Annotated in this window: 20 protein-coding genes; 10 read left to right on the forward strand and 10 right to left on the reverse strand. The window is 55.8% G+C overall.

What is annotated here, in order from left to right; translation table 11 throughout:
• The first annotated feature begins 272 nt into the window (after nucleotides 1-272).
• On the forward strand, nucleotides 273-1,382 hold the full coding sequence (locus LEP6406_RS28270; RefSeq protein WP_008315640.1) for an endonuclease NucS domain-containing protein: 1,110 nt from the start codon (nucleotides 273-275) through the stop codon (nucleotides 1,380-1,382).
• A 411-nt stretch (nucleotides 1,383-1,793) separates the two neighbouring features.
• Complete coding sequence (locus tag LEP6406_RS30385) at nucleotides 1,794-2,120, forward strand: hypothetical protein (RefSeq protein WP_051463704.1); 327 nt, start codon at nucleotides 1,794-1,796, stop codon at nucleotides 2,118-2,120.
• Here LEP6406_RS30385 and LEP6406_RS30390 read toward each other — a convergent pair.
• Nucleotides 2,094-3,251, reverse strand: a complete 1,158-nt coding sequence (locus LEP6406_RS30390) for a transposase (RefSeq protein WP_027269148.1) — start codon at nucleotides 3,249-3,251, stop codon at nucleotides 2,094-2,096. The genes LEP6406_RS30385 and LEP6406_RS30390 overlap by 27 nt on opposite strands.
• A gap of 119 nt (nucleotides 3,252-3,370) precedes the next feature.
• Here LEP6406_RS30390 and LEP6406_RS28285 point away from each other — a divergent pair, with 119 nt between their 5' ends.
• From LEP6406_RS28285 to LEP6406_RS0214755, 3 genes are all read left to right on the forward strand, one after another.
• Nucleotides 3,371-3,796, forward strand: a complete 426-nt coding sequence (locus LEP6406_RS28285) for an REP-associated tyrosine transposase (protein WP_051463707.1) — start codon at nucleotides 3,371-3,373, stop codon at nucleotides 3,794-3,796.
• Between the two features lie 262 nt (nucleotides 3,797-4,058).
• Entirely contained in the window at nucleotides 4,059-5,615 is a 1,557-nt protein-coding gene (locus LEP6406_RS33605) for a glycoside hydrolase family 88 protein (RefSeq protein WP_051463709.1), read from the forward strand.
• A gap of 12 nt (nucleotides 5,616-5,627) precedes the next feature.
• Nucleotides 5,628-5,849 carry a UPF0175 family protein gene (locus LEP6406_RS0214755; protein WP_008316274.1) on the forward strand — a complete coding sequence of 74 codons (222 nt, stop codon included), beginning with the start codon at nucleotides 5,628-5,630 and terminating at the stop codon, nucleotides 5,847-5,849.
• A 449-nt stretch (nucleotides 5,850-6,298) separates the two neighbouring features.
• On the opposite strand, the gene LEP6406_RS0214765 is transcribed toward LEP6406_RS0214755, so the two are convergent.
• A complete protein-coding gene (locus LEP6406_RS0214765; RefSeq protein ID WP_263971180.1) occupies nucleotides 6,299-7,135 on the reverse strand; it encodes a DUF3598 family protein in 837 nt (278 codons plus the stop codon).
• Between the two features lie 106 nt (nucleotides 7,136-7,241).
• Complete coding sequence (locus LEP6406_RS32905; RefSeq protein ID WP_008316269.1) at nucleotides 7,242-7,817, reverse strand: hypothetical protein; 576 nt, start codon at nucleotides 7,815-7,817, stop codon at nucleotides 7,242-7,244.
• Between the two features lie 139 nt (nucleotides 7,818-7,956).
• On the opposite strand from LEP6406_RS32905, the gene LEP6406_RS0214775 reads away from it, so the two are divergent.
• Nucleotides 7,957-8,982 carry an aspartate carbamoyltransferase catalytic subunit gene (locus tag LEP6406_RS0214775; protein ID WP_008316267.1) on the forward strand — a complete coding sequence of 342 codons (1,026 nt, stop codon included), beginning with the start codon at nucleotides 7,957-7,959 and terminating at the stop codon, nucleotides 8,980-8,982.
• A gap of 181 nt (nucleotides 8,983-9,163) precedes the next feature.
• Complete coding sequence (locus LEP6406_RS0214780) at nucleotides 9,164-9,649, forward strand: molybdenum cofactor biosynthesis protein MoaE (RefSeq protein ID WP_317133840.1); 486 nt, start codon at nucleotides 9,164-9,166, stop codon at nucleotides 9,647-9,649.
• A 211-nt stretch (nucleotides 9,650-9,860) separates the two neighbouring features.
• Here LEP6406_RS0214780 and LEP6406_RS33860 read toward each other — a convergent pair whose 3' ends face one another.
• From LEP6406_RS33860 to LEP6406_RS0214810, 5 genes are all read right to left on the reverse strand, one after another.
• Nucleotides 9,861-10,259, reverse strand: a complete 399-nt coding sequence (locus LEP6406_RS33860; RefSeq protein WP_051463712.1) for a helix-turn-helix domain-containing protein — start codon at nucleotides 10,257-10,259, stop codon at nucleotides 9,861-9,863.
• A 432-nt stretch (nucleotides 10,260-10,691) separates the two neighbouring features.
• On the reverse strand, nucleotides 10,692-11,288 hold the full coding sequence (cbiT, locus tag LEP6406_RS0214795) for a precorrin-6Y C5,15-methyltransferase subunit CbiT (RefSeq protein ID WP_008315770.1): 597 nt from the start codon (nucleotides 11,286-11,288) through the stop codon (nucleotides 10,692-10,694).
• Nucleotides 11,289-11,346: 58 nt separating this feature from the next.
• A complete protein-coding gene (locus tag LEP6406_RS0214800) occupies nucleotides 11,347-12,924 on the reverse strand; it encodes an aminotransferase class I/II-fold pyridoxal phosphate-dependent enzyme (protein ID WP_008315772.1) in 1,578 nt (525 codons plus the stop codon).
• Nucleotides 12,925-13,259: 335 nt separating this feature from the next.
• Complete coding sequence (locus LEP6406_RS0214805) at nucleotides 13,260-13,715, reverse strand: YbjQ family protein (RefSeq protein ID WP_008315526.1); 456 nt, start codon at nucleotides 13,713-13,715, stop codon at nucleotides 13,260-13,262.
• A 9-nt stretch (nucleotides 13,716-13,724) separates the two neighbouring features.
• On the reverse strand, nucleotides 13,725-14,072 hold the full coding sequence (locus tag LEP6406_RS0214810) for a YbjQ family protein (RefSeq protein ID WP_008315524.1): 348 nt from the start codon (nucleotides 14,070-14,072) through the stop codon (nucleotides 13,725-13,727).
• Between the two features lie 181 nt (nucleotides 14,073-14,253).
• Between LEP6406_RS0214810 and LEP6406_RS0214815 the strand changes: the two genes are divergently transcribed.
• Complete coding sequence (locus LEP6406_RS0214815) at nucleotides 14,254-15,087, forward strand: hypothetical protein (protein WP_008315521.1); 834 nt, start codon at nucleotides 14,254-14,256, stop codon at nucleotides 15,085-15,087.
• A gap of 87 nt (nucleotides 15,088-15,174) precedes the next feature.
• Entirely contained in the window at nucleotides 15,175-16,170 is a 996-nt protein-coding gene (locus LEP6406_RS32210; protein ID WP_081748042.1) for an IS1/IS1595 family N-terminal zinc-binding domain-containing protein, read from the forward strand.
• Here the strand turns inward: LEP6406_RS32210 and LEP6406_RS0214830 are convergent.
• Together LEP6406_RS0214830 and LEP6406_RS0214835 are read right to left on the reverse strand one after the other, a co-directional pair.
• Nucleotides 16,160-16,705 (reverse strand): Uma2 family endonuclease, encoded by a 546-nt coding sequence (locus LEP6406_RS0214830; protein WP_008311424.1) that lies wholly within the window; start codon nucleotides 16,703-16,705, stop codon nucleotides 16,160-16,162. The genes LEP6406_RS32210 and LEP6406_RS0214830 overlap by 11 nt on opposite strands.
• 343 nt (nucleotides 16,706-17,048) lie before the next feature.
• Nucleotides 17,049-17,399 (reverse strand): DUF1830 domain-containing protein, encoded by a 351-nt coding sequence (locus LEP6406_RS0214835; RefSeq protein ID WP_008311425.1) that lies wholly within the window; start codon nucleotides 17,397-17,399, stop codon nucleotides 17,049-17,051.
• A gap of 470 nt (nucleotides 17,400-17,869) precedes the next feature.
• On the opposite strand from LEP6406_RS0214835, the gene LEP6406_RS0214840 reads away from it, so the two are divergent.
• Nucleotides 17,870-19,444, forward strand: a complete 1,575-nt coding sequence (locus tag LEP6406_RS0214840) for a photosystem II high light acclimation radical SAM protein (RefSeq protein WP_008311426.1) — start codon at nucleotides 17,870-17,872, stop codon at nucleotides 19,442-19,444.
• Nucleotides 19,445-19,488: the final 44 nt, after the last annotated feature.

Genomic DNA, 19,488 nt, shown 5'->3' on the forward strand with positions numbered 1-19,488 from the left:
TTGACCTGGTGATTGATTACCACCAATCTCTCAAAACTCACCTTTTCCCTAACGAAACAGCCTGGGTAGAAAGTATGATTACGTAAGGTCGCAACACCTGTTTCAAACCGACTTCCACTGCCACGCCTGCTCCAGAAACTGGTCTTGCCCCAGATCTGCCAAGGTTTTCGCCTGGGCTTTGATCTGGCCCTCCAAAATTGTCTGCACGGCAATTTCATTTTACCCAACCTACATCATTGGCCTATCAGCTAAGAAGCTGATTGAGATACAGAATGCAGGAAATTTACTATCGGGTTAATAGAATAAAATCAGATAAGTTTGAGTTTGCAGATGAATCTGCATTGGAAGATTTCATCTGGAATAACATTAAAAGACTATTTCGACTTACACCTATTAGAAGACAGCATCATGTGAGCGGCAACTATTGTGACATTCTTGCTGTTTCAGAAACGGGTTCGATTGCAATTATAGAGTTAAAAAACTCTGAGGACAGATACGTTGTCCAACAAATTACTCGATACTATAACGAATTACTAGTCCAAAAACCCTATAGCGACAAGATTGACTATCAACAGCCGATTGATTTGATTGTCATCTCTCCAAACTTTCACAAAGACAATTTCACAGACAAACAATACAGCAAGCTCAACTTAAGTTTTATTGAGTTCAAACTGAGTGGAGAACTAGAGCTTTACTTTGATGCTCAAGATGTAGATTCAGGAGTTTCTTGTAGAGCAGAAGTACCTTTTCTCATCTCTCAAGGCAAAGAAAATATTATTGAAGTACCAAGCATACCTCGCTCTTTTAATACCGGACTATCTCGTTGCGAATACATTGATTCTTATTTGTTGTTAGCAGCGAGAGAGAAAATCATAAAATTTGATAATAGAATAAAAGAAATTCAATTGTCTTCTGGAGATTTCTTGTATGGAAAAGGCAAAACAAAACCTTGTGCCCAGATCAGATTCAGAAAGAAAAAGATAGTTGAAACCTCAAGAGACATGCTCGATTTCGGATTGTGGCTGCCGATCGCGCTGTATTCATTTGATGTTAGGAGTAGAGTAACCAGAGTAATGCTTCCAGGGATTTGTCTGAATCAGAATTATGATAATCATGACTATTTATCGTATCGTTTACATCAACAAGGGGTAGGGAGAACACGCAAAGTCTCAAACTCCTGGAGTGGGCAAGAATATCTTTGGCATTTCCTAAAAAAGGAGTTGAAAGAAGAAGTTAATTTCAGGAATCTAGAGCCATATATTGATAAGTATTGCAGCCTAAAACAATATTCAAACCCGACAAAAGGCAGGTTAGAATATATGGAATTCTTCCTGGAAATAGCTCTTGATACATGGAAATATAAGTTGGATTACCCAAAATAAATAGTCGATTTTTTTTGGAATGTGTTCAGCAAGTAGAGTGAGCACTGCCCACCACATCCAACCCCTTCCCTACAAAATCTGCCTCCCTACAGGCCCAATCTTCCCCATACATTCCCGCCCCCACAAACCGCCGAAAACTCCCATCCATGAGGGCACCTCACCAACACATACTTCACCGGGTTGTAGCACCCCAAACCCCTGCAAATCTGAGAAGCGCGATGGTCTCTTGATCATGCGACATAGATAAACTGTGCTGAATTCAAAATATTGCATCGGCGTAGTAGTCCGACAAGCCTAAATTTGTAGTTTAAGTGATGTGATGGTAAAACCCAAAAAAGCTTGCTGCTGTTGGGTTTCACTCCGTTTCATCCAACCTACGAGAACCTAAATTTTTAGTCTTGATGCTGTAGGTTGGGTAGAGCGCTAGCGGAACCCAACATCGCCGATAGTTTACCCACCCACCAACCCATCCTAAGTGCACAAACTCCCCCTCACCCCATGCACTATCGCCGCGCCAAAACCCCAGGGGCCACCTACTTTTTCACCGTCGTCACCTACCAGCGGCAACCCCTATTCCAAAACCATGAAACCGTGGCCCTACTTCGCCACGCCTTTCACACCATCAAGACAGAATTCCCCTTCACCATTGATGCCATCGTTGTCCTTCCCGATCCAACACTTCGGACAGATTTAGGCGGCTATAGCTCCAGCTTAGGCGGCTATAGCCCCGTAATTTAGGAGGCTCTGGTAGTTGGGGTGGGATTTAATCAAAGTTGGCTCCAGGTCGAACATGGCCGTAAATAGGTCGAGAAGATGTTGATTGAGGGCTTGCCGTTTGAAAGAGGCCATGGAGAAGCTGACAGGTTCAGCGGATTCAGCTCCCGATTGAGTAGATTGCAGTGCTGCTTTGGCCAAATTGAGGGCCATCAAGCTGGCATTGACATGGGAGTCGAGCGCCTCGGGAGACCGGGCCTGGCAGTCCGCTAGTCCTGTGAATTGACGGGCATCGCGGAAGATGAATTCAATTTGAAACCGAGCAGCGTAGCAGCGATAGAGATGGATGGGGTCAATGTCAATGTCGGTGGAGAAGAGGACGACATAACTCTGCCGTCCGTCCTGCTCTTTCAGCAGATAGGCTAAGCGGATGCGGCGCTTGAGAGAGACCGACCAGACGACAGCCGTGTAGAGAGAGACCCCATTTTCTAGGGTCTCGACGAACGTGAAGCGACTGGGGTCGGCCAGATTCACCTTGTCGCCATAGCGACGGCGGTTACCCCGCCGCTTCTGGGGGCCATCATAGAGAAATTTGAGGTTGGCATCGCTGCGTAGCCGCCCAATGGACTGGAAACCCAACTGCACCACTCCCGTGACCCATTTGTACTTGCTGTAGAAGCCATCCGCTACCACGTAGCGAATCCCCGCTGGAAAGAAGGCGGTGCAATAGGCCAGATGTCCTAAGTAACAATCAACTCGGCTCTTGGGGGGTGTTGTCTCGTCAGCCGTGGCAGGTTCTTGTGCCCCTAGCCCCGCTGCGGTTTGTTGCGCCGATAGGGCATAGCCGGTCTTCTGCCCCAGATCAACCACCGCCACCACTGACCATTCCAACCCCCGTTCGGCCCGCTGCGTTTTGCCGTTGTAGAACCAGTCCAGTCCGTAGGTGTGACGACCACTTTTCTCAGTAAAGGTGCAGTCCACCACTGCAATCTGAGTGCTGGTGTCTGCAATCACCTGCTCAATTAAGGCTTGGTTCAAGCTTTCTAGGCCCAGTCCAGCCTCAAAATGTCGCCGGTAGGTTCGTTCACAGCGGTCGCTGTATCGACTCAGGTTGGTGTAGTTGACTTTGCCACAAACCACAAAAATCGTGGTCATCAGCGTCATCAGAAACTGGCGCTGCGGTTTGCTAAATGGCCTGCTGTCGTCAGCAGACCGGCTAAGATGCGGTTGAGGCTATCCATCGGTGCACCGTGTTTTTCGTACACCTGCACTCTATGCGGTGGATAGCTTTTCTCCAACCTACCCCGAAAAACTGTCCGGAGTGTTGCGATCACATCCATAGCATTTGGACGCTGCCTCAAGACGATGCCGATTTCTCGACTCGGTGGCAACGCATCAAAGCCCGATTTAGCCTGCGGTGCCCCGATATCTACAAACCACAACCATCCAGCTCGCGCTCACGTAAAGGCGAACAAGCCATCTGGCAGCGCCGATTTTGGGAGCACCAAATTCGTAATGAGGCCGACTTTAGCCAGCATGTGGATTACATTCACTACAATCCGGTGAAGCATGGTCTTGTAGACAAGCCAAGGGATTGGCCTTATTCGAGTTTTCACCGCTATGTTGCAGATGGGGCTTATTCGGTAGATTGGGGGGCAACAGAAGCGATCGCGCTGGATGACAAAATTGGTTTTGAGTAGGGGGCTGTGGGTGTTGGGTTCCACTGCGTTCCACCCAACCTACCAAACTTCCTGAGAGGCGGAAAGATTCATATTGCCTTCAATGGCACTGTCTCCTAATTGTATCGCCGCACCCAGCAGGGGCGATCGTCCCCACCCCCCTGCAAAGCTGAGGAATGAGATCGCGCAAAAAGGTTCCCTACTTTCTGTCCCTTCTATTGTCTCAAAGCCCTGAGCCGTGTGCCTTTGACCTCCCTTGTCACCCCTTAAGGATTTTCCTAGGATGGGGAAAACGACTGGGGCAGGTGACAAGGTGATGGTGGAATCATTTGTGGGCATCGCCTCGGCGTTGCGATCGCTGTGGGCGCTGTACCTGCTGACCCAGCCCGTCAACTATGGCAGCATCGCCTACGAGTACGAAAAAAATTCCTACCCCCTGGCCCTGGCGGATGTGTGGGCCGACACCCCCGACGCTGAACAGGCGATCGCCTTTCTCCAGCAGCCCGACCCCGAGGCCACCGACACCCTGGAAATCGATCTGTATTCCAGCTTTGTCCTCAAGGGGCAAATGCGGAAATATTTTGCCTTTGGGGAGGCGTTGGATCCGGCCTATCGCGATCGCATGTACGCTGCCATGGATCTACTCACCCGCACCGATCCCCTAGCGACCGAAGCTGAAGAACCCCGCAAATTCTGGGAAAACTCCCGCGACGACTGCACCACCCGCATCGATTGTCGCAACACCGACAACCTGCGGGCCATGCGGGAAACCTCCGTCTATCTGATGGCCGAAACAACGGGTAATGAAGCCACCCGTTTAATCTACAAAGCCCACCTAGAGCGCTACGTCACCACCCTGCTGGACATCGGCATGGGGGAGTGGGACAGCCCCATCTACCACGGCCACACCACCGCCGCCTACCTCAACCTGTACGACTTTGCCCAAGATCCCGAGGTCAAGGCCCTGGCCAACACCGCTCTGGACTGGCTATTTCGCAACGCCGCCCTGAAATATTGGCGCGGCACCTGGACAGGTCCCAGCAAGCGGGCCGGGGGCGAAGGGGCCGCCGCCTTCTTTTGGCTCTACTTTGGCGACGGTCCTCCCCCTGCCCAGGTAGAAAAAGACTGGATCCATGCCCTCACTAGTGACTACCGCCCGCCAGCGGCGATCGTAGCCCTGGCCCAGCGCCGATTTCCCCGCCCCGCCGAAATTCGCCGCACCCATCCCCACTACGAAAACTGGCTCCCCGACCAGTATGGCCCCGCCTTTTGGGAAACCCTGTACTTCGGCCACACCTTTCAGTTGGGCACCTTAGCACGGGGCACAGGGGGCGATTGGGAAGGCTTCCATCTGGCCATGGCCACCGATGCAGGTGTGGCGACGGTGACGGTGACTACCGATGGCCCCCACGCGATCGCACAATTTCGCAACCTTGTGCTCTGGCAGGGGCAAGCCGCCCCCACCCTAAATCTGCCCCCAGGGGAACGGGTTGAGCGGCAGGGGATCACATTCCTCGCGGTCGGTAACACCTGGCTGGCAATTCATCCCTTGGCCGATGGGTTTGCCCTGGAGGTGGGGGAACCGCAAAGCCACGGCAGTTTTGCCGCCTTTCAAACCGCCGTGGTAGATCGCGCCGCCCTCAGCCTGATCGGGACACGGCTCACCTATCGCGACTCCCAGGGCCATGAAATCGCCCTACACCAGCATCTCCAGAACGGCTTGCCCCAGGTGTGGCGCGACGGTAGCCGCCATGATTGGCACCATCACTGGCAGACCCCGGATTGGTTCGCGATCGCAGGTCTCTCGCCACCCGCCGAAGTACCCAGATTGGCGGATTAGAGGTTGGGCAACGTGCAGTCCATTCGACTGCCTGAGAGCCGAATCGAAGCCAAGCTACTCAAAGAACTGGCCCTTGCCCTCTATGCCCAAGAACGCCTGTCCTTTGGTCAAGCCCGCGAGTCAACCAATTTGGATCACGGGCAATTCAGTCAGCTTTTAGACGATCGCACCATTCTCCGGCATTACTCCGAAACCGAACTCACAGAAGACCTCCACTATGCTCGTCGTCAGTAACACCTCACCATTGCTCAACCTAGCGATCATCGACCACCTATTTCTATGGAATATTCTTAGATGATAGACAGGTCTATAGACGCTATTTCCCCATGCAACTTCCCTCTGGTCCAGCTCTAATCACCCCCGATCGCATCCCGGTGCTGCTGGCTACCGTTACCGCTGGGACGCTGCCGCCGGACTATCAGCGGCTGTTGGAAATCTACTGTGTGGTCAAGGCGGGGGGGGTGGCGGTGCAGCGACAGGTGGCCCAGCGTCTAGAGGAAACAGAGCGGGCCGCGATCGCAGTTGAGATCCAGGCCCTCCGAGCCCAACCGCATCAACCCGATCGTGACAGCCGCATTCGGGCCTTAGAGCAGGAAATCCTAGAACTCCAGCAATCCATCCGCGATCGCTGTGCCTACCTGGGCACGATTCAGCCCACCGAAGAGGCGGCGGTACGCCAGTGTCTAGCCACCATCGACAGCCACTTTTTGCTCCGTCACCAGGGTGAGACTGACCCAGGCTCCTTGGGCGTTGTAACGGCGGATCATCCGCTGCCGGAGATGGGGGGTAATCAACCATCCCACCTCTAGAAATAGGGGCTGGCGCGGCTCGATGGCAATGGGGCAGGTGGCGGAGGCCCCATCGGGGAGGAGTAACACCTGAAGGGTCTGGGGACCGCCAGTAAAGACAATGCGATCGCCCTCAATCGTGCCTGTAGAGGTGAAGGGCGGCCCATCCCCAAAGTGCAGGGTTTGATGCAGGTGCTGGCCCTCCTGCACAAGCGTGAGTTCCGTCGCAGTGCGATCGCAGGGGGAGAGATCGGCATAGAGGGTCACCGCCTCCCCCCGCCAAGTTCCCACCAGTTGCGCCACCGTCAGGGGTGGGCGTTGAGATGGGTCCGTGCCCTGGCGATGCTCTCGAATCAGGGTGATCTGAAGCTGACGATCCCGATTAAAAAGCTGGACCAACCGCAGGCGATGGGGCTCGGCAATCAGACCCAGTTCAGCCCCAAATTCCGAAAACGGTCCCCACTGGATCGATCCCTGGGAAAAGGCTCCCCCCTCAAAGAACAGGATGCTCCGGTTCAAGGACGCATATTCCAGCACTCGCTCCGTCGGGGGTTGCCCTGGCGGCTGCTTGTGGATCTCCTGCCGCATGGCCTTGCCGTCGTCTTGGGGAATCAGGGCGACCACGCTGGGGGTATCGGCAATGACCGCCCCCAAAGATGACAGTTGGGTGAAGGAGCCGACCCACGTCCCTGCGTTTTCCAGTAGCCGGTCCCACTGAGATGTCATAGTCATGCCTATATAGCGTTTCCCTAATGTATGAGGTACACCTCAACTTAATGACACTCCGGCGAACAAGGGGCTTAAGCCCCTTGTCTGTACTTAACCCGAGGGAGAAACGCTATAGTTCTACGGGTTGGCCCCGCTCTGTAAAGCGCAGAGTCTCTACTGCTAGGGCCGGGTTGTCCAGAAGGGTGCGGCGAAGGCTACCAAAGAGGAGCATCTGCTCACAGGAAGAGAGGGAAACCAACTGGCGCTGGGAGTTGGGGGCAACGCGCAGATCGATGGTGACGGTGCCGCCTCCCTCCCGCTGGACTCGATACCCCGTTAACTCCAGGGCTACCAGGTCCAGACTGGAATCCCGCAGGATACCCTGGACCACGGATTCCAACTGCTGGGGATCTGCGATCGCGGGTTCCGTTTCAAAGCCATCACAGTCAGCATCGGGCAGGTAGCGACTAATAGCCACCAGATTGCCGGGGGGCTGACGGAGGACGGTAGTCCACAGTTCGTTCACTTGGCCCAGGGCCAGGGTGAGGCGCTCCCCTTGGGAGCGGGGCAGCGTTTCCGCCATAGCAGAGTTGGGGGTGGGCGGCGGTGATATCGCGCCGATGGTCAATAAACCCAGTCCCAGGACAATAGCCCCAGCAACGGATCGAGGTCCGGGAAAAAAGCGATGTATGCTGACCTTGGTCATGGCCCTGTATCCTTACTGACTGCAATACTGATTGCGGCTGATGGCACTGTCCCTTCCGGTTTGATAACGGGGTCGTCAACGAAATTGAACAGAAGTGAGCATCCTTCAGCCCTGACCCCTATGGAACGAGACTGCATCCGTGGCTGAGACTTGGCACCATCGTCACATCCTATCCCTGTCGGCCTTCACCCCCACCGACTACGACACCGTCATCCGTACTGCCCTGAGTTTTCGGGATGTCCTCTCCCGCCGTACCAAAAAGGTGCCGACACTCCAGGGGCGGGTGGTGACAAATCTCTTCTTTGAGCCCTCTACCCGCACCCGCAGCAGTTTTGAATTAGCGGCGAAACGCCTCTCAGCGGATGTGCTCAACTTCGCCCCCGGCTCCTCCTCCCTCACCAAGGGGGAAACGATTTTAGACACGGCCAAAACCTACCTGGCCATGGGGGCAGACCTGATGGTGGTGCGGCACCAGTCGGCGGGGGTACCCCATGCGATCGCGGCAGAATTGGATCGGCTGCAATCAGGCGTGGGAGTGCTAAATGCGGGGGATGGCCCCCATGAACATCCCTCCCAAGCCCTTCTAGATCTGTTCACCCTTGCCCAAGCCCTGAATCCGGACAATCCCACCGTCACCGCCCTGCGGGGTAAAAAGGTGGCCCTAGTTGGAGATATTCTCCATTCTCGGGTAGCCCGGTCGAATCTATGGAGTCTCACCGCCTGCGGCGCGGAGGTACACCTAGCTGGCCCCCCGACCCTACTCCCCCCCGGCTTCGGAGCCGCCTTCCAAAGCTTCCCCCTAGATGCAGCGGGGGTGGAACGGGCGATCGTCCAGCATTCCACCCTAGCCCCTGCCCTGGCCGATGCGGATTTTGTCATGACCCTACGCCTGCAACGGGAACGCATGGCCCAGCATCTCCTCCCTAGTCTGCGGGAATATCACCAGCAGTTTGGCATTACCCGCGATCGCATTCGCCCCTGCGCCCCTGGGGTCAAAGTGCTACACCCCGGCCCCACCAATCGTGGTGTGGAACTCAGCTCCGACCTCATGGACGATCCCCAGTACAGCCTGATTGGTCGTCAAGTCACCAACGGCATCGCCACCCGCATGGCCCTACTATATCTAATGGGTACCCGCCGCTCCGATGCCCTAGATCTGCTGTGAAATCCGGCTGTAGCGACATTCAGTTGAATTGCGCACAGCCGTGAGGGTACTGGATTGAGGTGCATCGCTTCGCGGATGCACCCTACCTCCACTGAGGTAGAAATTACCCTCAGGCCGAGATCGAAACCACCCCAATACCCCAATACCCCAACACCCTAATAGAAGAGTCAACCTTACCGTGGTGCTGAGTTCATCTGTCCCTCCATCCGCCCCCCCCAGTCCCCCCCATCCCCAGGATCACCTAGCCATCACCTTTGCCCCCCTGTCCTTGGCAGCGGTATACAGCCTCGCGGAACAGGGGAGCAATGGCGCGATCGTCGTCATGAGTGGCATGGTGCGAAACAACACCGAGGGACGAGCCGTAGAATCCTTGGAATATCAAGCCTATGAGCCCATGGCCCTAGTCATTTTTCAGCAGATTGCCGCCGAGATTCGTCGCACCTGGGCAGATGTGACCACCATCGTCATTCATCACCGCACAGGACGTCTGACGGTGGGGGAAATCAGCGTCCTCATCGCCATCGGCTGCCCCCACCGCTCCGAAGCCTTCGCCGCATGCCAATACGCCATCGACACCCTCAAGCACAACGCCCCCATCTGGAAAAAGGAACACTGGGATGACGGCTCCAGCAGTTGGGTCAGCATTGGAGCTTGTGAACAGGAGTAGGGCAGATTGACCGACAAGACATGGACTCACGGCGGTTAAACCCGCTGCGACACAAACAAAGTTTGCCTTCCTTCCTTCCTGCTGTCTTTATTAGACTTGTTGTGAAATAATGCTCAGTCAAAACCTTCAAGGGCGACTTCCTTCCTCCCTCGGTTAAGCGGCCATTAGATAAAAGTTCCAGAGTCCTGCCGCTGTGAAGATGGAGCGGTCATCAAAGTTCGCTTTGCGATTGCGATAGACCTGGGCGGCAATCCCATAGCGTTAACACCATTTTTTCACCCAGGGCTTCCTCCAGCAGTGGTTGGAGGCGATGCATCCAACGATTCGCCTGAGCGCGATCCAGGTCAAACAGGACACCGGCCAAATCAAAGGTCGGATACACCTTGAAGTAGAACAAGATGAAGAACAGTTTGGTCTCGACCGTTGCTAAATTGGGTTTTCGTCCTGCTCCGGTGGCCCGTTGACGGGGTAAGGGGCTCCGACGGGGAACCTCTGCATGGGCCAACACCTGAGCGAAGGTGGATTCCAGTTCCTCAAAGGCTTTCCGGTTCAAACCGGTCAAAGCCCGCAAGAGGCGGTCACTCTTGAGGGCACGTTGGAGGTTCAGCACGGCACAACCAGGTTAACTAGCTCTAGAGGCTATTATCCCCTATTTCACAACAGGTCTAATGCCTCAAGGCTAGTACACCTAGGCTGAAATAGGCTTACTATTCTGTCGCACCACCCAAACATTTTCCGGTCCCCTCTCTCCTTGGGAGAGGGCTAGGGTGAGGGGTCGAGGTGTACCACGATAGAACGGTCAGAGTATTTACCCCGCACAGTACTAGTATCCTTGTGCAAAAGTGCTGTCCCCCTTGATGTATCAGGGTTACGAGACGCTGACGATAGGATTGTGCTTCAAGCTGCGATCGCGGCTCAAGCTGTGGCCATCATTTCAGGCGATGATGATCTTCTCGTTCTCAAGAGCGTTGCAGGCATTTCCATCCTCACCGTTGCCGCATTCCTAACTCAGTACTTTCCTAAAACTTGAGCAGTAAGTGCCCTAGAGCTTTTCTCCACTGAGGATGAAAATGGGGTCAATAGCGCGAAAGACCTGCTGACTACCCCGTGTTTCCAGGCGATTAATCGCGGGCTGCACAATTTCCACATTACGCACCTGGAGAGCGGCAAAAGTCTCCGACAGGGTGTACAGATTTTCCAGTGTTCCCGTCGTCACCACAATGCGGCCCCCAGAGGGCAGATGCTCCCAAGCCACTTGCAGAATCGGCTTCAGGGGACGGCCCCCCTCGATGATGATGCAGTCCGGGCGGGGCTGGAGCTGGGCGAGACAGTCGGGGGCGACACCTTCAATGACGGTCACATTTGCCAGACCAAAGCGATCGCAGTTTTGGCGAATCAGACTGACTACCTCCTCATCCCGCTCCACCGCCACTACCTGCCCCGTCGGGCACAGCAGCGCCGCCTCCACAGCGACGGATCCTGTCCCCGCACCAATATCCCACAACACCGCCGCCGCCTCTAGGCGCAGTGCCCCCACGATCAGCAACCGCACCTCCCGCTTGCTGATGGGAATACCGGGCAACTGCTCAAAGAGGGCATCGGGAATGCCGGGGGTGGCATAGGGCCAAAGGGGTGCCATAAAGCTCCAAAATAGGCGGGTGAGGCAGAGCTAGCCTAACAGGGCTATGGGGAAGTTTCTAGGGCGTGGGGACAATCCGCAACGTCTCCAGAGCATCTCGCAACCCCGTAATCATGCCGCCCGCCGCCTGGATCGCCTGAAGCTGGGCCAGGGCTTCAGCGGTGATCACCTCCCCCGGCAGCACCAGGGGAATACCGGGGGGGTAGGGGCAGAGACTATCGGCACTGATCTGGCCCACCGCCTCCGCTACAGGCACCCGTCGCTGGGGGGCAAAGAATGCCTCCCGAGGCGTGAGGGGGGGACAGGTGATGGGCTTTGACCGGCCTCTGGCCATCGCGGATCTTGACCCAAAGTTTGAGGCAGAGTTTGGGGCAAAACTTGGGGCAGAACTTGAGGCAGAGCTGGGAGAAAAAGACCGCGCTGGAACGCCCCCCCTTGCCCCCCTCCGCCCCCCAGAGTCCTGCACCAATTGGGCCAAAGCTTGGACCAGGTGATCAATATCCCCAGCCCTGTTGCCAAAGGTCAGGATAAAGGTGAGTTGTCGGAGGGTCGGTAACTCCGCCGTCACCCCCCGTTGCCCGTGGAGCCATTCATCGGCGGCAAACCCCGTCAGTCCCAAGGCCGACACATCCACCGTCAGACGGGTCAGGTCCAGTTGAAACGTCTCCTCCGGTAAAGAGGGATGGGGACTGCCCTGATCTGAGCCCCTCGCCGACAGCACCCGCAGCGATGATATTTCAGCCAGATTGCTCCTGGCTCGCCCCGCCAGATCCAGCGTGTACTGAAGCAACTCTCGGCCCTGATCGGCCATTTGCTGACGGGCCGCATCCAAGGAAGCCAGCAGCAGGTAATTGGGGCTAGTGGACTGGGTGAGTTGCAGGGCTTGACAGAGCCGATCCCGATCTACCCGCTGCCCCTGGACATGGAGCATCGCTGCCTGGGTCAGGGCCGCCAGCGTTTTATGGGTGGACTGAATCACCACATCCGCCCCTGCTTCCAGGGCCGACTCCGGCAGGTCAGGGTGAAACCCCAGATGGGCTCCGTGGGCCGCATCCACGATCAGCACCGCCCCATGGTCATGGACGAGGCGGGCGATTGCCCCCAGATTGCTGGCCATGCCCTGGTAACTGGGGGACACCACCAGCACCACCTGAATGTCAGGCACTTGGGCCAATGCTGCCGCCACCTGGGACGGTGTCAGCCCCCAGGCCAGATCCCAATCTGGGTCCGTCATCGGCTCCACAAATACGGGAGTTGCCCCCGACAATACCAGGGCTGACAGCACGGACCCATGGACATTTCTCGGCACTAGAATCCGATCCTCTGGGCCGCAGGTGGTCAGCACCGCTGCTTCGATGCCGCAGGTGGAGCCATTGGCCAAAAAATAGGTCGCTTCCGCCCCAAAGGTTTGGGCCGCGAGATCCTGCGCCGCCCGAATCGGTCCCGTCGGGGCGAATAAATTGTCCAGATCCGGCAATTCCGGCAAGTCGGCCCCTAAGGCCACCGATCCCACTAAGGCCCGCAACGCCGCCGAAGCCCCTTGGCCCCGCTTGTGCCCCGGTGTATGGAAGGCGGTGGTCTGCCGCTGTGCTGCTGCCATTAGGGCGGATAGCAGTGGCGTGGAATCAGGGTCCATGTCCCTCCCTCACCCTGGGCTACTGTGTACACACATCTCGGTGCTTACCCCGCAGGGGTTAGTAGGAAGCTGCCTTCTGCCTTTCTGTCCTAGTGGTCTGTCAATCAATGATTGACGGGTGACCGAAATCCTGGAGTTTGGTTGGGGTTCAATTTTGAGGGTCTTCGATCCGTCAAAATTTTCCTGACGGAACACTAATACTCTGCGGCGGAAATACCCTGGCCGTTCTATCGTGGCACACTCGGCCCCTCACCCTAGCCCTCTCCCCTTGGGAGAGGGGACCGGAAAATGTTGGGCTGACGCGACAATAGTGGACTGATTTACGCCCTGCGGTACTAGGGGCGAATTCCGGTGCCATAGGCGATGACCTCCACCGCCACCACACCTTGGTCTGTCCCCTGGCCCCCCAACTCTGAAGTCTCAAGTCGCACATTGACCACTTCCGTAGCTCCCCATGCGATCGCATCTGCCTTCATCCGCAAAATCGCCTCCCGTCGTCCCCGTTCTACCAGGGTTTCAAAGCCCCGGATGCGGCCCCCAAAGATATTCACAAACCCCGCCACAACGGTCTTGAAATAGTCCGAAGAGATAACCACACTGCCCACAAACAGGCGGGCATGGCCCGCCTGGGGCAGGGGTGTTTTAGCGCCAATGTTATTGATGAGAATCTGGCGGGTTTGATATTCCCGTTGCTTCAGGGACTTGAAATGCTGTCGTTCTGTGGCGCTGCCGACAAAGTAGCCCAGCCCTAACAGAATTGCAAAAATGATCAGCCCAATAAACTCTCCCATGGGGTTTTATTACTCCACCCGCACTGCCGTGCCGTAGGCAAATAGTTCCGCTGCCCCCTGGGTTAGGGAGGAGGTACCAAAGCGGATATTGACCACCGCATTTGCCCCCTTTTGGAGCGCCTCCTGCATCATGCGTTGGGTCGCCTCTTGACGGGCCTCCTGTAAAAGTTCCGTATAGCCCTTGAGTTCGCCCCCAACTAGGTTCTTGAACCCGGCGGCAATGTCGCGCCCGATATGCTTAGCCCGCACTGTGCTGCCTTGGACCAGCCCGAGGTGCTGCACGATGGTTCTGCCGGGAACACCCTCTAGGGTAGTCAAAATTAGTGCACCGCCAGCGGCGGGGGATCGTCCGGTCACAGCATACCTCCTAGGGTTGCTTAGCAAGGGAATCTCTGCATCCTAGACAGCCTAGGGGCAGAGATAGGTTTTTGTAATGTTTTTTACGAATGTAGACTGAATCCCGGCGGATCCCCAGGTTTTTCCACCCTGGTTGCCGTCACACTGGAGGTAACTGCCATTCATGGAAGGAGGTTCGACTATGGCCATCTCGACAGCTCAGGGCAAGGCGGAGTGGGGCTGGGCGATCGCGACCTTGGTGGGCATTGGGGCCACCCTGGCGGTGAATACGCTGTCCAATATTTTCCCGCCCGGTGGCAAGGCTGTCGGGGAGATTGCCAACACGACCCTGGCGGGGGTGCTGATTACGCCAGCGAACTATGCCTTTGCCATTTGGGGGCTGATCTATGGGGGATTGATCGCCTATGGGGTCTATCAATTACGTTGCCAACGTCGTCATAGCCGCAGTACTGATCTGAATGGTCACAACTCTGCCCTGGTTCAGGAAAGCCGTATCCTGGGGGCTGTCAGTCGTCTGCTGCTGCTGGCCTGTGGGGCGCAGATTCTCTGGATTTTTCTCTTCACATTGCAGTTTTTCACCCTGTCGATTGTGGCGATGCTGGGGATTTTGCTGCCGCTGATGGTGGCCTATCTGCGGCTAGAGATCGGTCAAGTCCCCAGTCGTCGCGCCCGCCGCTGGTTTGTGAACTATCCCTTCAGTGTCTATCTCGCCTGGATCTCGGTGGCGACGGTGATTAATGTGGCCTCGGCCCTCTATGCCGCTGGTTGGCAGGGTTGGGGGCTGGGGCCGGAGACCTGGACGGTGATCATGGTGGCGGTGACGGCAGCGATCGCGGCGGTGGTGGTGTGGCAACGGCGAGATGTGGCCTTTACCCTGGTGTATCTCTGGGCCTATGGTGCGATCGCGGTTCGCCATAGCGATCAGCCCTTGATCTGGGGCAGTACTGCGATCGCCGCCGCCCTGCTCTTAGCCCTGTTGGGATGGCGCTGCACTGCTAATCCAGCAACCAGGTAAAAATAGTCTCCACCCCTAGCTCGATATCCGGCACTGTCAGCTTAGGGGGTGAGAGCTAGACTGTAGATGCAGCAAGCCTTAAGCCCAATGCACTGTATTTATTGCCAGAGTGAAGAGGTCGTCAAGAACGGTAGCAAAACCTTGAAGAGCGATCAAGTCGTGCAACGCTACCTCTGTAAGACGTGTGGCCGTCGCTTCAATGAACGTAGCGGTACCCCGATGGCCCGCCTACGAACGCCAGCAGCCACGGTAGAGATGGCCCTGAATGCCAGAGGCGAAGGTCTTGGCATCAGAGCCGCCGCTAGGGTCGTGGGGACATCCCCGAGCAGTATTAGCGCTTGGGAAGAGCGCTTATCATCTCATCTGCCCGCCTGGTCTCCCCCTGCACCTGAGGGCGGAGAAGTCACCATAGAGGGCGATGAACTCTATACCCGGGTGGGAGAGAACCTTCCCCCCGAAGCCTCAGAAGGCTGGACGATCAGCTTCATTGAGCGAGAGAGTCGTTACTGGCTAGAAGCCAGTGCGGGACTCAAGGCGGCTCAGTTGTTTGAGCAGGGGGTGGAGCGGGCCTGGCAGTGGGCTGTGTCCAGTGCTTGGATTCGATGGTTTACCGATGGCGAGCGGCGCTATGGCAAGGAATTGTGGAAACTGGCCAGCGTCTATCTACCGAGCCACCTGACCTCAGAGGCATATCCCTATCAGAAGGTCTGGCGTGAAGGTTTAGAAGTGGCCATCAAGATCAAAGGCTCTCAAGGCAAGGCCCGGGTGGAGTGGCTCCAAGTGGAGCATCCCTGGACAGCGATGAGTTCCATAGCAGAGGTTCATGCCAATCACCTTGAAGCCTTTAACAGTGCCTTGAGGCGTCGAGCAACGGCCTATCGAAGACGTCAGAACCACTACGCTAAGCAGTTAGAAGGATTGCAGCGGGCTTTAAATGTACAGCGCCTGATTCACAACTGGGTGCGGCCCCATTGGAGTTTAGGCAAAGCCAGAACACCAGCAATGGCAATGGGATTCATTCAGCGCCCACTGAAAATCTCTGAGATCCTCTTATCCAGAGGATTTGAATGGATCACCCCTTAACAGGACAGTGCCCGATATCCAGAGCAAACGTCGGCACCGGCAATTGTTGATTGGGTAGATCAAAAACCAACGTCTGTTGACGAGGCTGATAAACAAACACCGTCCTCTCCTCAGGATCAATGAGCCACCCCATCTCAGTGCCATGATCGAGGCAATGCAAAATATTTTTCGTAACCTTCGTCTGGCTTTGCTCCGGGGATAGAATCTCAATAGTCCAGTCGGGAGGGCGCAGGAACACATTCGCGACTTCGCCATTGTCATCCCGAGAGATATGTTCCCAAGTGAATACCGCCACATCAGGAACCGTTGATCTGCCGCCAAAGGTGCAGCGCAACTCTGAAAATGCTCGGGCCACCCGCTGGGTCTTAAGTCCAGCATTCACCGCCGTAGACAGTTCTGTCTGAATGGAGCTGTGCTTCCCCTGGGGCATCGGCTTCTGAATAATTTGTCCCTGAATATATTCACTAGCAGGTCTTGTTTCCGGCAGTTCCAGAAACGCGGCCAAAGTCAGGGGTTTAACCGACGTGCTTACCATCCAAATACGCTTCCAGAGTTTTAGATAAGTAGGTAGGTGAAATTAAACTCACACTCGCGTTGGGGTTCGACTCCGCTCACCCCGCATATTCAGGCATTGAGGGCTAAGCGAAGGACTCGTAGGTTGGGTGAAACGAAGGGTCACCCAACAGCGGTGGGCCATGTTGGGTTCCGCTAGCGCTGCACCCAATCTACAAAATTAGGTTTGACAGACCCCTAGGGCGTGTGGACAATCCTCGGCGAAACCCTTGCTGGGCAGGTATGAACACGCCCGCTTTATTGAATCGAGCTAGGGGCTGTAGCCCTCTTGCCATCAGGAGTCCAGCTTTAATTGTCCATCGCCTCTAGTTGCCGGATGCGATCGCAACGGCCTGACGGGCATTGCTAGTGTCCGGCCCACTGTTCATCAGGGAGTGAAAAGGGGAGGATGCTTCTTCTTCCTCCTCTAAAGCCAACCGCTCACAGGGAATGGTGTCAGAGAGAATTGAACTGGCCATCATGCCCGTGTGAATCTCTAGCTGCGCCTCCTGAAGGGCTTCAAACAGCAGCTTTTGACCAGGAAATACAACCCGCTCGAAATACCAATTGGGAATATTGGTGATGCGAGCAATCTGAATCTTGCCGGTAGCGTTCACATAGCAGCAGAGGAGCCGCTCTGGTTTATCTGAGGGAATTGAATCTAAAATTTGAGACATAAAGTTCCAAGGGCGAGCCACAATCAACTACCGCCTGCAAGGTAACACTAGGCGATCCCGACTGGCTGTAAACACGACTACCAACCCCGCTAAACACTTCACATTTCTTTACATCGCGCAACAGTTCGCAATGTAATGGCGGGGTGCATGGCCGTGTGATTTAGATGTGATGGGCTATTTCCCAAGGCCGGATTGCTTAAGCCATGCCTTGTTAGGAATGCAACAATATGAAGGAAAAACTAACTCGTTGCAGAATATACCATACGCCTAGGGATCCAGCCCATAAAATCCGCCTTTCTAGGGTAAAAAGCCTTCTGGGGGGCCATTCTGGCGAGCTGTCAGCAGTAATATGAGCGCTCTGCTGGTGACATGAGCTGCCACCGCCAGAAAAATGAGAAGTGTTAGGATAAACGTAAAGATACATAAACACTCAGGCATTTCCAACTCAGGCCCTCTCACCCCTGTTTGCTATGCGCGATCGCATTCTCTACGTCCGCCTTCCCTGCAACCCCATCTTCCCGATTGGGGTGGTGTACCTGGCAGATCATGTCCACAAGTGTTTCCCCTCGGTGGAGCAGCGCATTTTTGACTTGGGGGCTGTGCCGCCCCTGGATTACAAGGCGGCTTTGAATGCCTGCGTGGATGAGTTCAAACCCTCTCTCCTGGTCTTTTCCTGGCGTGATATTCAGATCTATGCCCCCGTGGGGGGGCGGGGGGGTAATCCTCTCCAGCACGCCTTTGAGGTGTTCTATGCCCGCAATCCATTCCTGAAACTGCGGGGAGCCCTGGGGGGACTACGGGTAACGACGGCCTACTATACGGAGCTGTGGCGCAATCTAGGGCTGATCAAGCAGGGCTGGAAGCGGGCTCGGCGCTATCGATCCGATGCCCGTGCCGTAGTGGGCGGGGGGGCGGTCAGCGTCTTTTACGAACAACTCGGTAAGACTCTGCCCCTAGGTACCATCGTCTCCGTTGGCGAGGGGGAAACCCTACTAGAGAAGCTGCTGCGAGATCAGCCCATTACCGAGGAGCGCTGCTACGTGGTGGGGGAGGCCAAGCCCCGCGATCGCATGATCCACGAAGCCCCTACCCCCATCGAAAAGACCGCCTGCGACTATCCCTATATTGAACAGATCTGGCCAGAGTTTCAGTATTACCTGCAAGACAATGACTTTTACGTGGGGGTACAGACCAAACGAGGCTGTCCCCACAACTGCTGTTACTGCGTTTACACCGTGATTGAGGGCAAGCAGGTTCGCATCAATCCCGCCGATGAAGTGGTCGCGGAAATGCGCCAGCTCTACGATCGCGGCATTCGCAACTTTTGGTTCACCGACGCCCAGTTCATCCCCGCCCGCAAGTACATGGCTGATGCCATAGAACTGCTGGAAAAAGTCCTGGACTCTGGCATGACCGATATCCACTGGGCCGCCTATATTCGTGCCGACAACCTCACCCCCGAACTCTGTCGCCTGATGGTGGCCACGGGGATGAACTATTTTGAAATCGGTATCACCAGCGGTTCCCAGGAACTGGTGCGAAAAATGCGGATGGGCTATAACCTCCGCACCGTGCTGCAAAACTGCAAAGACCTGAAGGCGGCGGGCTTCAATGACCTAGTCTCGGTCAACTATTCCTTTAATGTGATCGACGAGCGCCCCGAAACCATTCGCCAAACCATTGCCTACCATCGCGCCCTAGAGGCGGTGTTTGGCCGCGACAAGGTGGAGCCTGCAATCTTTTTCATCGGCTTACAACCCCACACCCATCTAGAGGACTACGCCTTTGATCAGGGCATTCTGAAACCGGGCTATAACCCTATGAGTGTTATGCCCTGGACCGCCCGCAAGTTGTTGTGGAACCCAGAACCTCTAGGGTCCATGTTTGGGGCGGTCTGTCTCCAGGCATGGCGACAAAATCCCCGTGACTTTGGTCGTGAGGTGATGGACATTCTGGAAACGCGGTTTGGGCGATCGCCCCTAGAGGAAGCCCTCTCGGCTCCCCTGGGGCCACCCCGGCGGGAATTGGTGGGGGTGTCCTCCTAAGGCGAGGTTTCCCATCTTGGACAACCCTGGACAGAATGGGGCCA

It is taken from the genome of Leptolyngbya sp. PCC 6406 (genome assembly GCF_000332095.2).
Classification (GTDB): domain Bacteria; phylum Cyanobacteriota; class Cyanobacteriia; order Phormidesmidales; family Phormidesmidaceae; genus PCC-6406.

Coding starts and splice junctions, on each gene's coding strand:
- LEP6406_RS28270 (WP_008315640.1), top strand. CDS start 273: ATGCAGGAAATTTACTATCGGGTTAATAGAATAAAATCAGATAAGTTT.
- LEP6406_RS30390 (WP_027269148.1), bottom strand. CDS start 3,251: ATGACCACGATTTTTGTGGTTTGTGGCAAAGTCAACTACACCAACCTG.
- LEP6406_RS28285 (WP_051463707.1), top strand. CDS start 3,371: ATGCGGTGGATAGCTTTTCTCCAACCTACCCCGAAAAACTGTCCGGAG.
- LEP6406_RS33605 (WP_051463709.1), top strand. CDS start 4,059: ATGGGGAAAACGACTGGGGCAGGTGACAAGGTGATGGTGGAATCATTT.
- LEP6406_RS0214765 (WP_263971180.1), bottom strand. CDS start 7,135: ATGACTATGACATCTCAGTGGGACCGGCTACTGGAAAACGCAGGGACG.
- LEP6406_RS32905 (WP_008316269.1), bottom strand. CDS start 7,817: ATGACCAAGGTCAGCATACATCGCTTTTTTCCCGGACCTCGATCCGTT.
- cbiT (WP_008315770.1), bottom strand. CDS start 11,288: ATGGCACCCCTTTGGCCCTATGCCACCCCCGGCATTCCCGATGCCCTC.
- LEP6406_RS0214800 (WP_008315772.1), bottom strand. CDS start 12,924: ATGGACCCTGATTCCACGCCACTGCTATCCGCCCTAATGGCAGCAGCA.
- LEP6406_RS0214805 (WP_008315526.1), bottom strand. CDS start 13,715: ATGGGAGAGTTTATTGGGCTGATCATTTTTGCAATTCTGTTAGGGCTG.
- LEP6406_RS0214815 (WP_008315521.1), top strand. CDS start 14,254: ATGGCCATCTCGACAGCTCAGGGCAAGGCGGAGTGGGGCTGGGCGATC.
- LEP6406_RS32210 (WP_081748042.1), top strand. CDS start 15,175: ATGCACTGTATTTATTGCCAGAGTGAAGAGGTCGTCAAGAACGGTAGC.
- LEP6406_RS0214830 (WP_008311424.1), bottom strand. CDS start 16,705: ATGGTAAGCACGTCGGTTAAACCCCTGACTTTGGCCGCGTTTCTGGAA.
- LEP6406_RS0214835 (WP_008311425.1), bottom strand. CDS start 17,399: ATGTCTCAAATTTTAGATTCAATTCCCTCAGATAAACCAGAGCGGCTC.
- LEP6406_RS0214840 (WP_008311426.1), top strand. CDS start 17,870: ATGCGCGATCGCATTCTCTACGTCCGCCTTCCCTGCAACCCCATCTTC.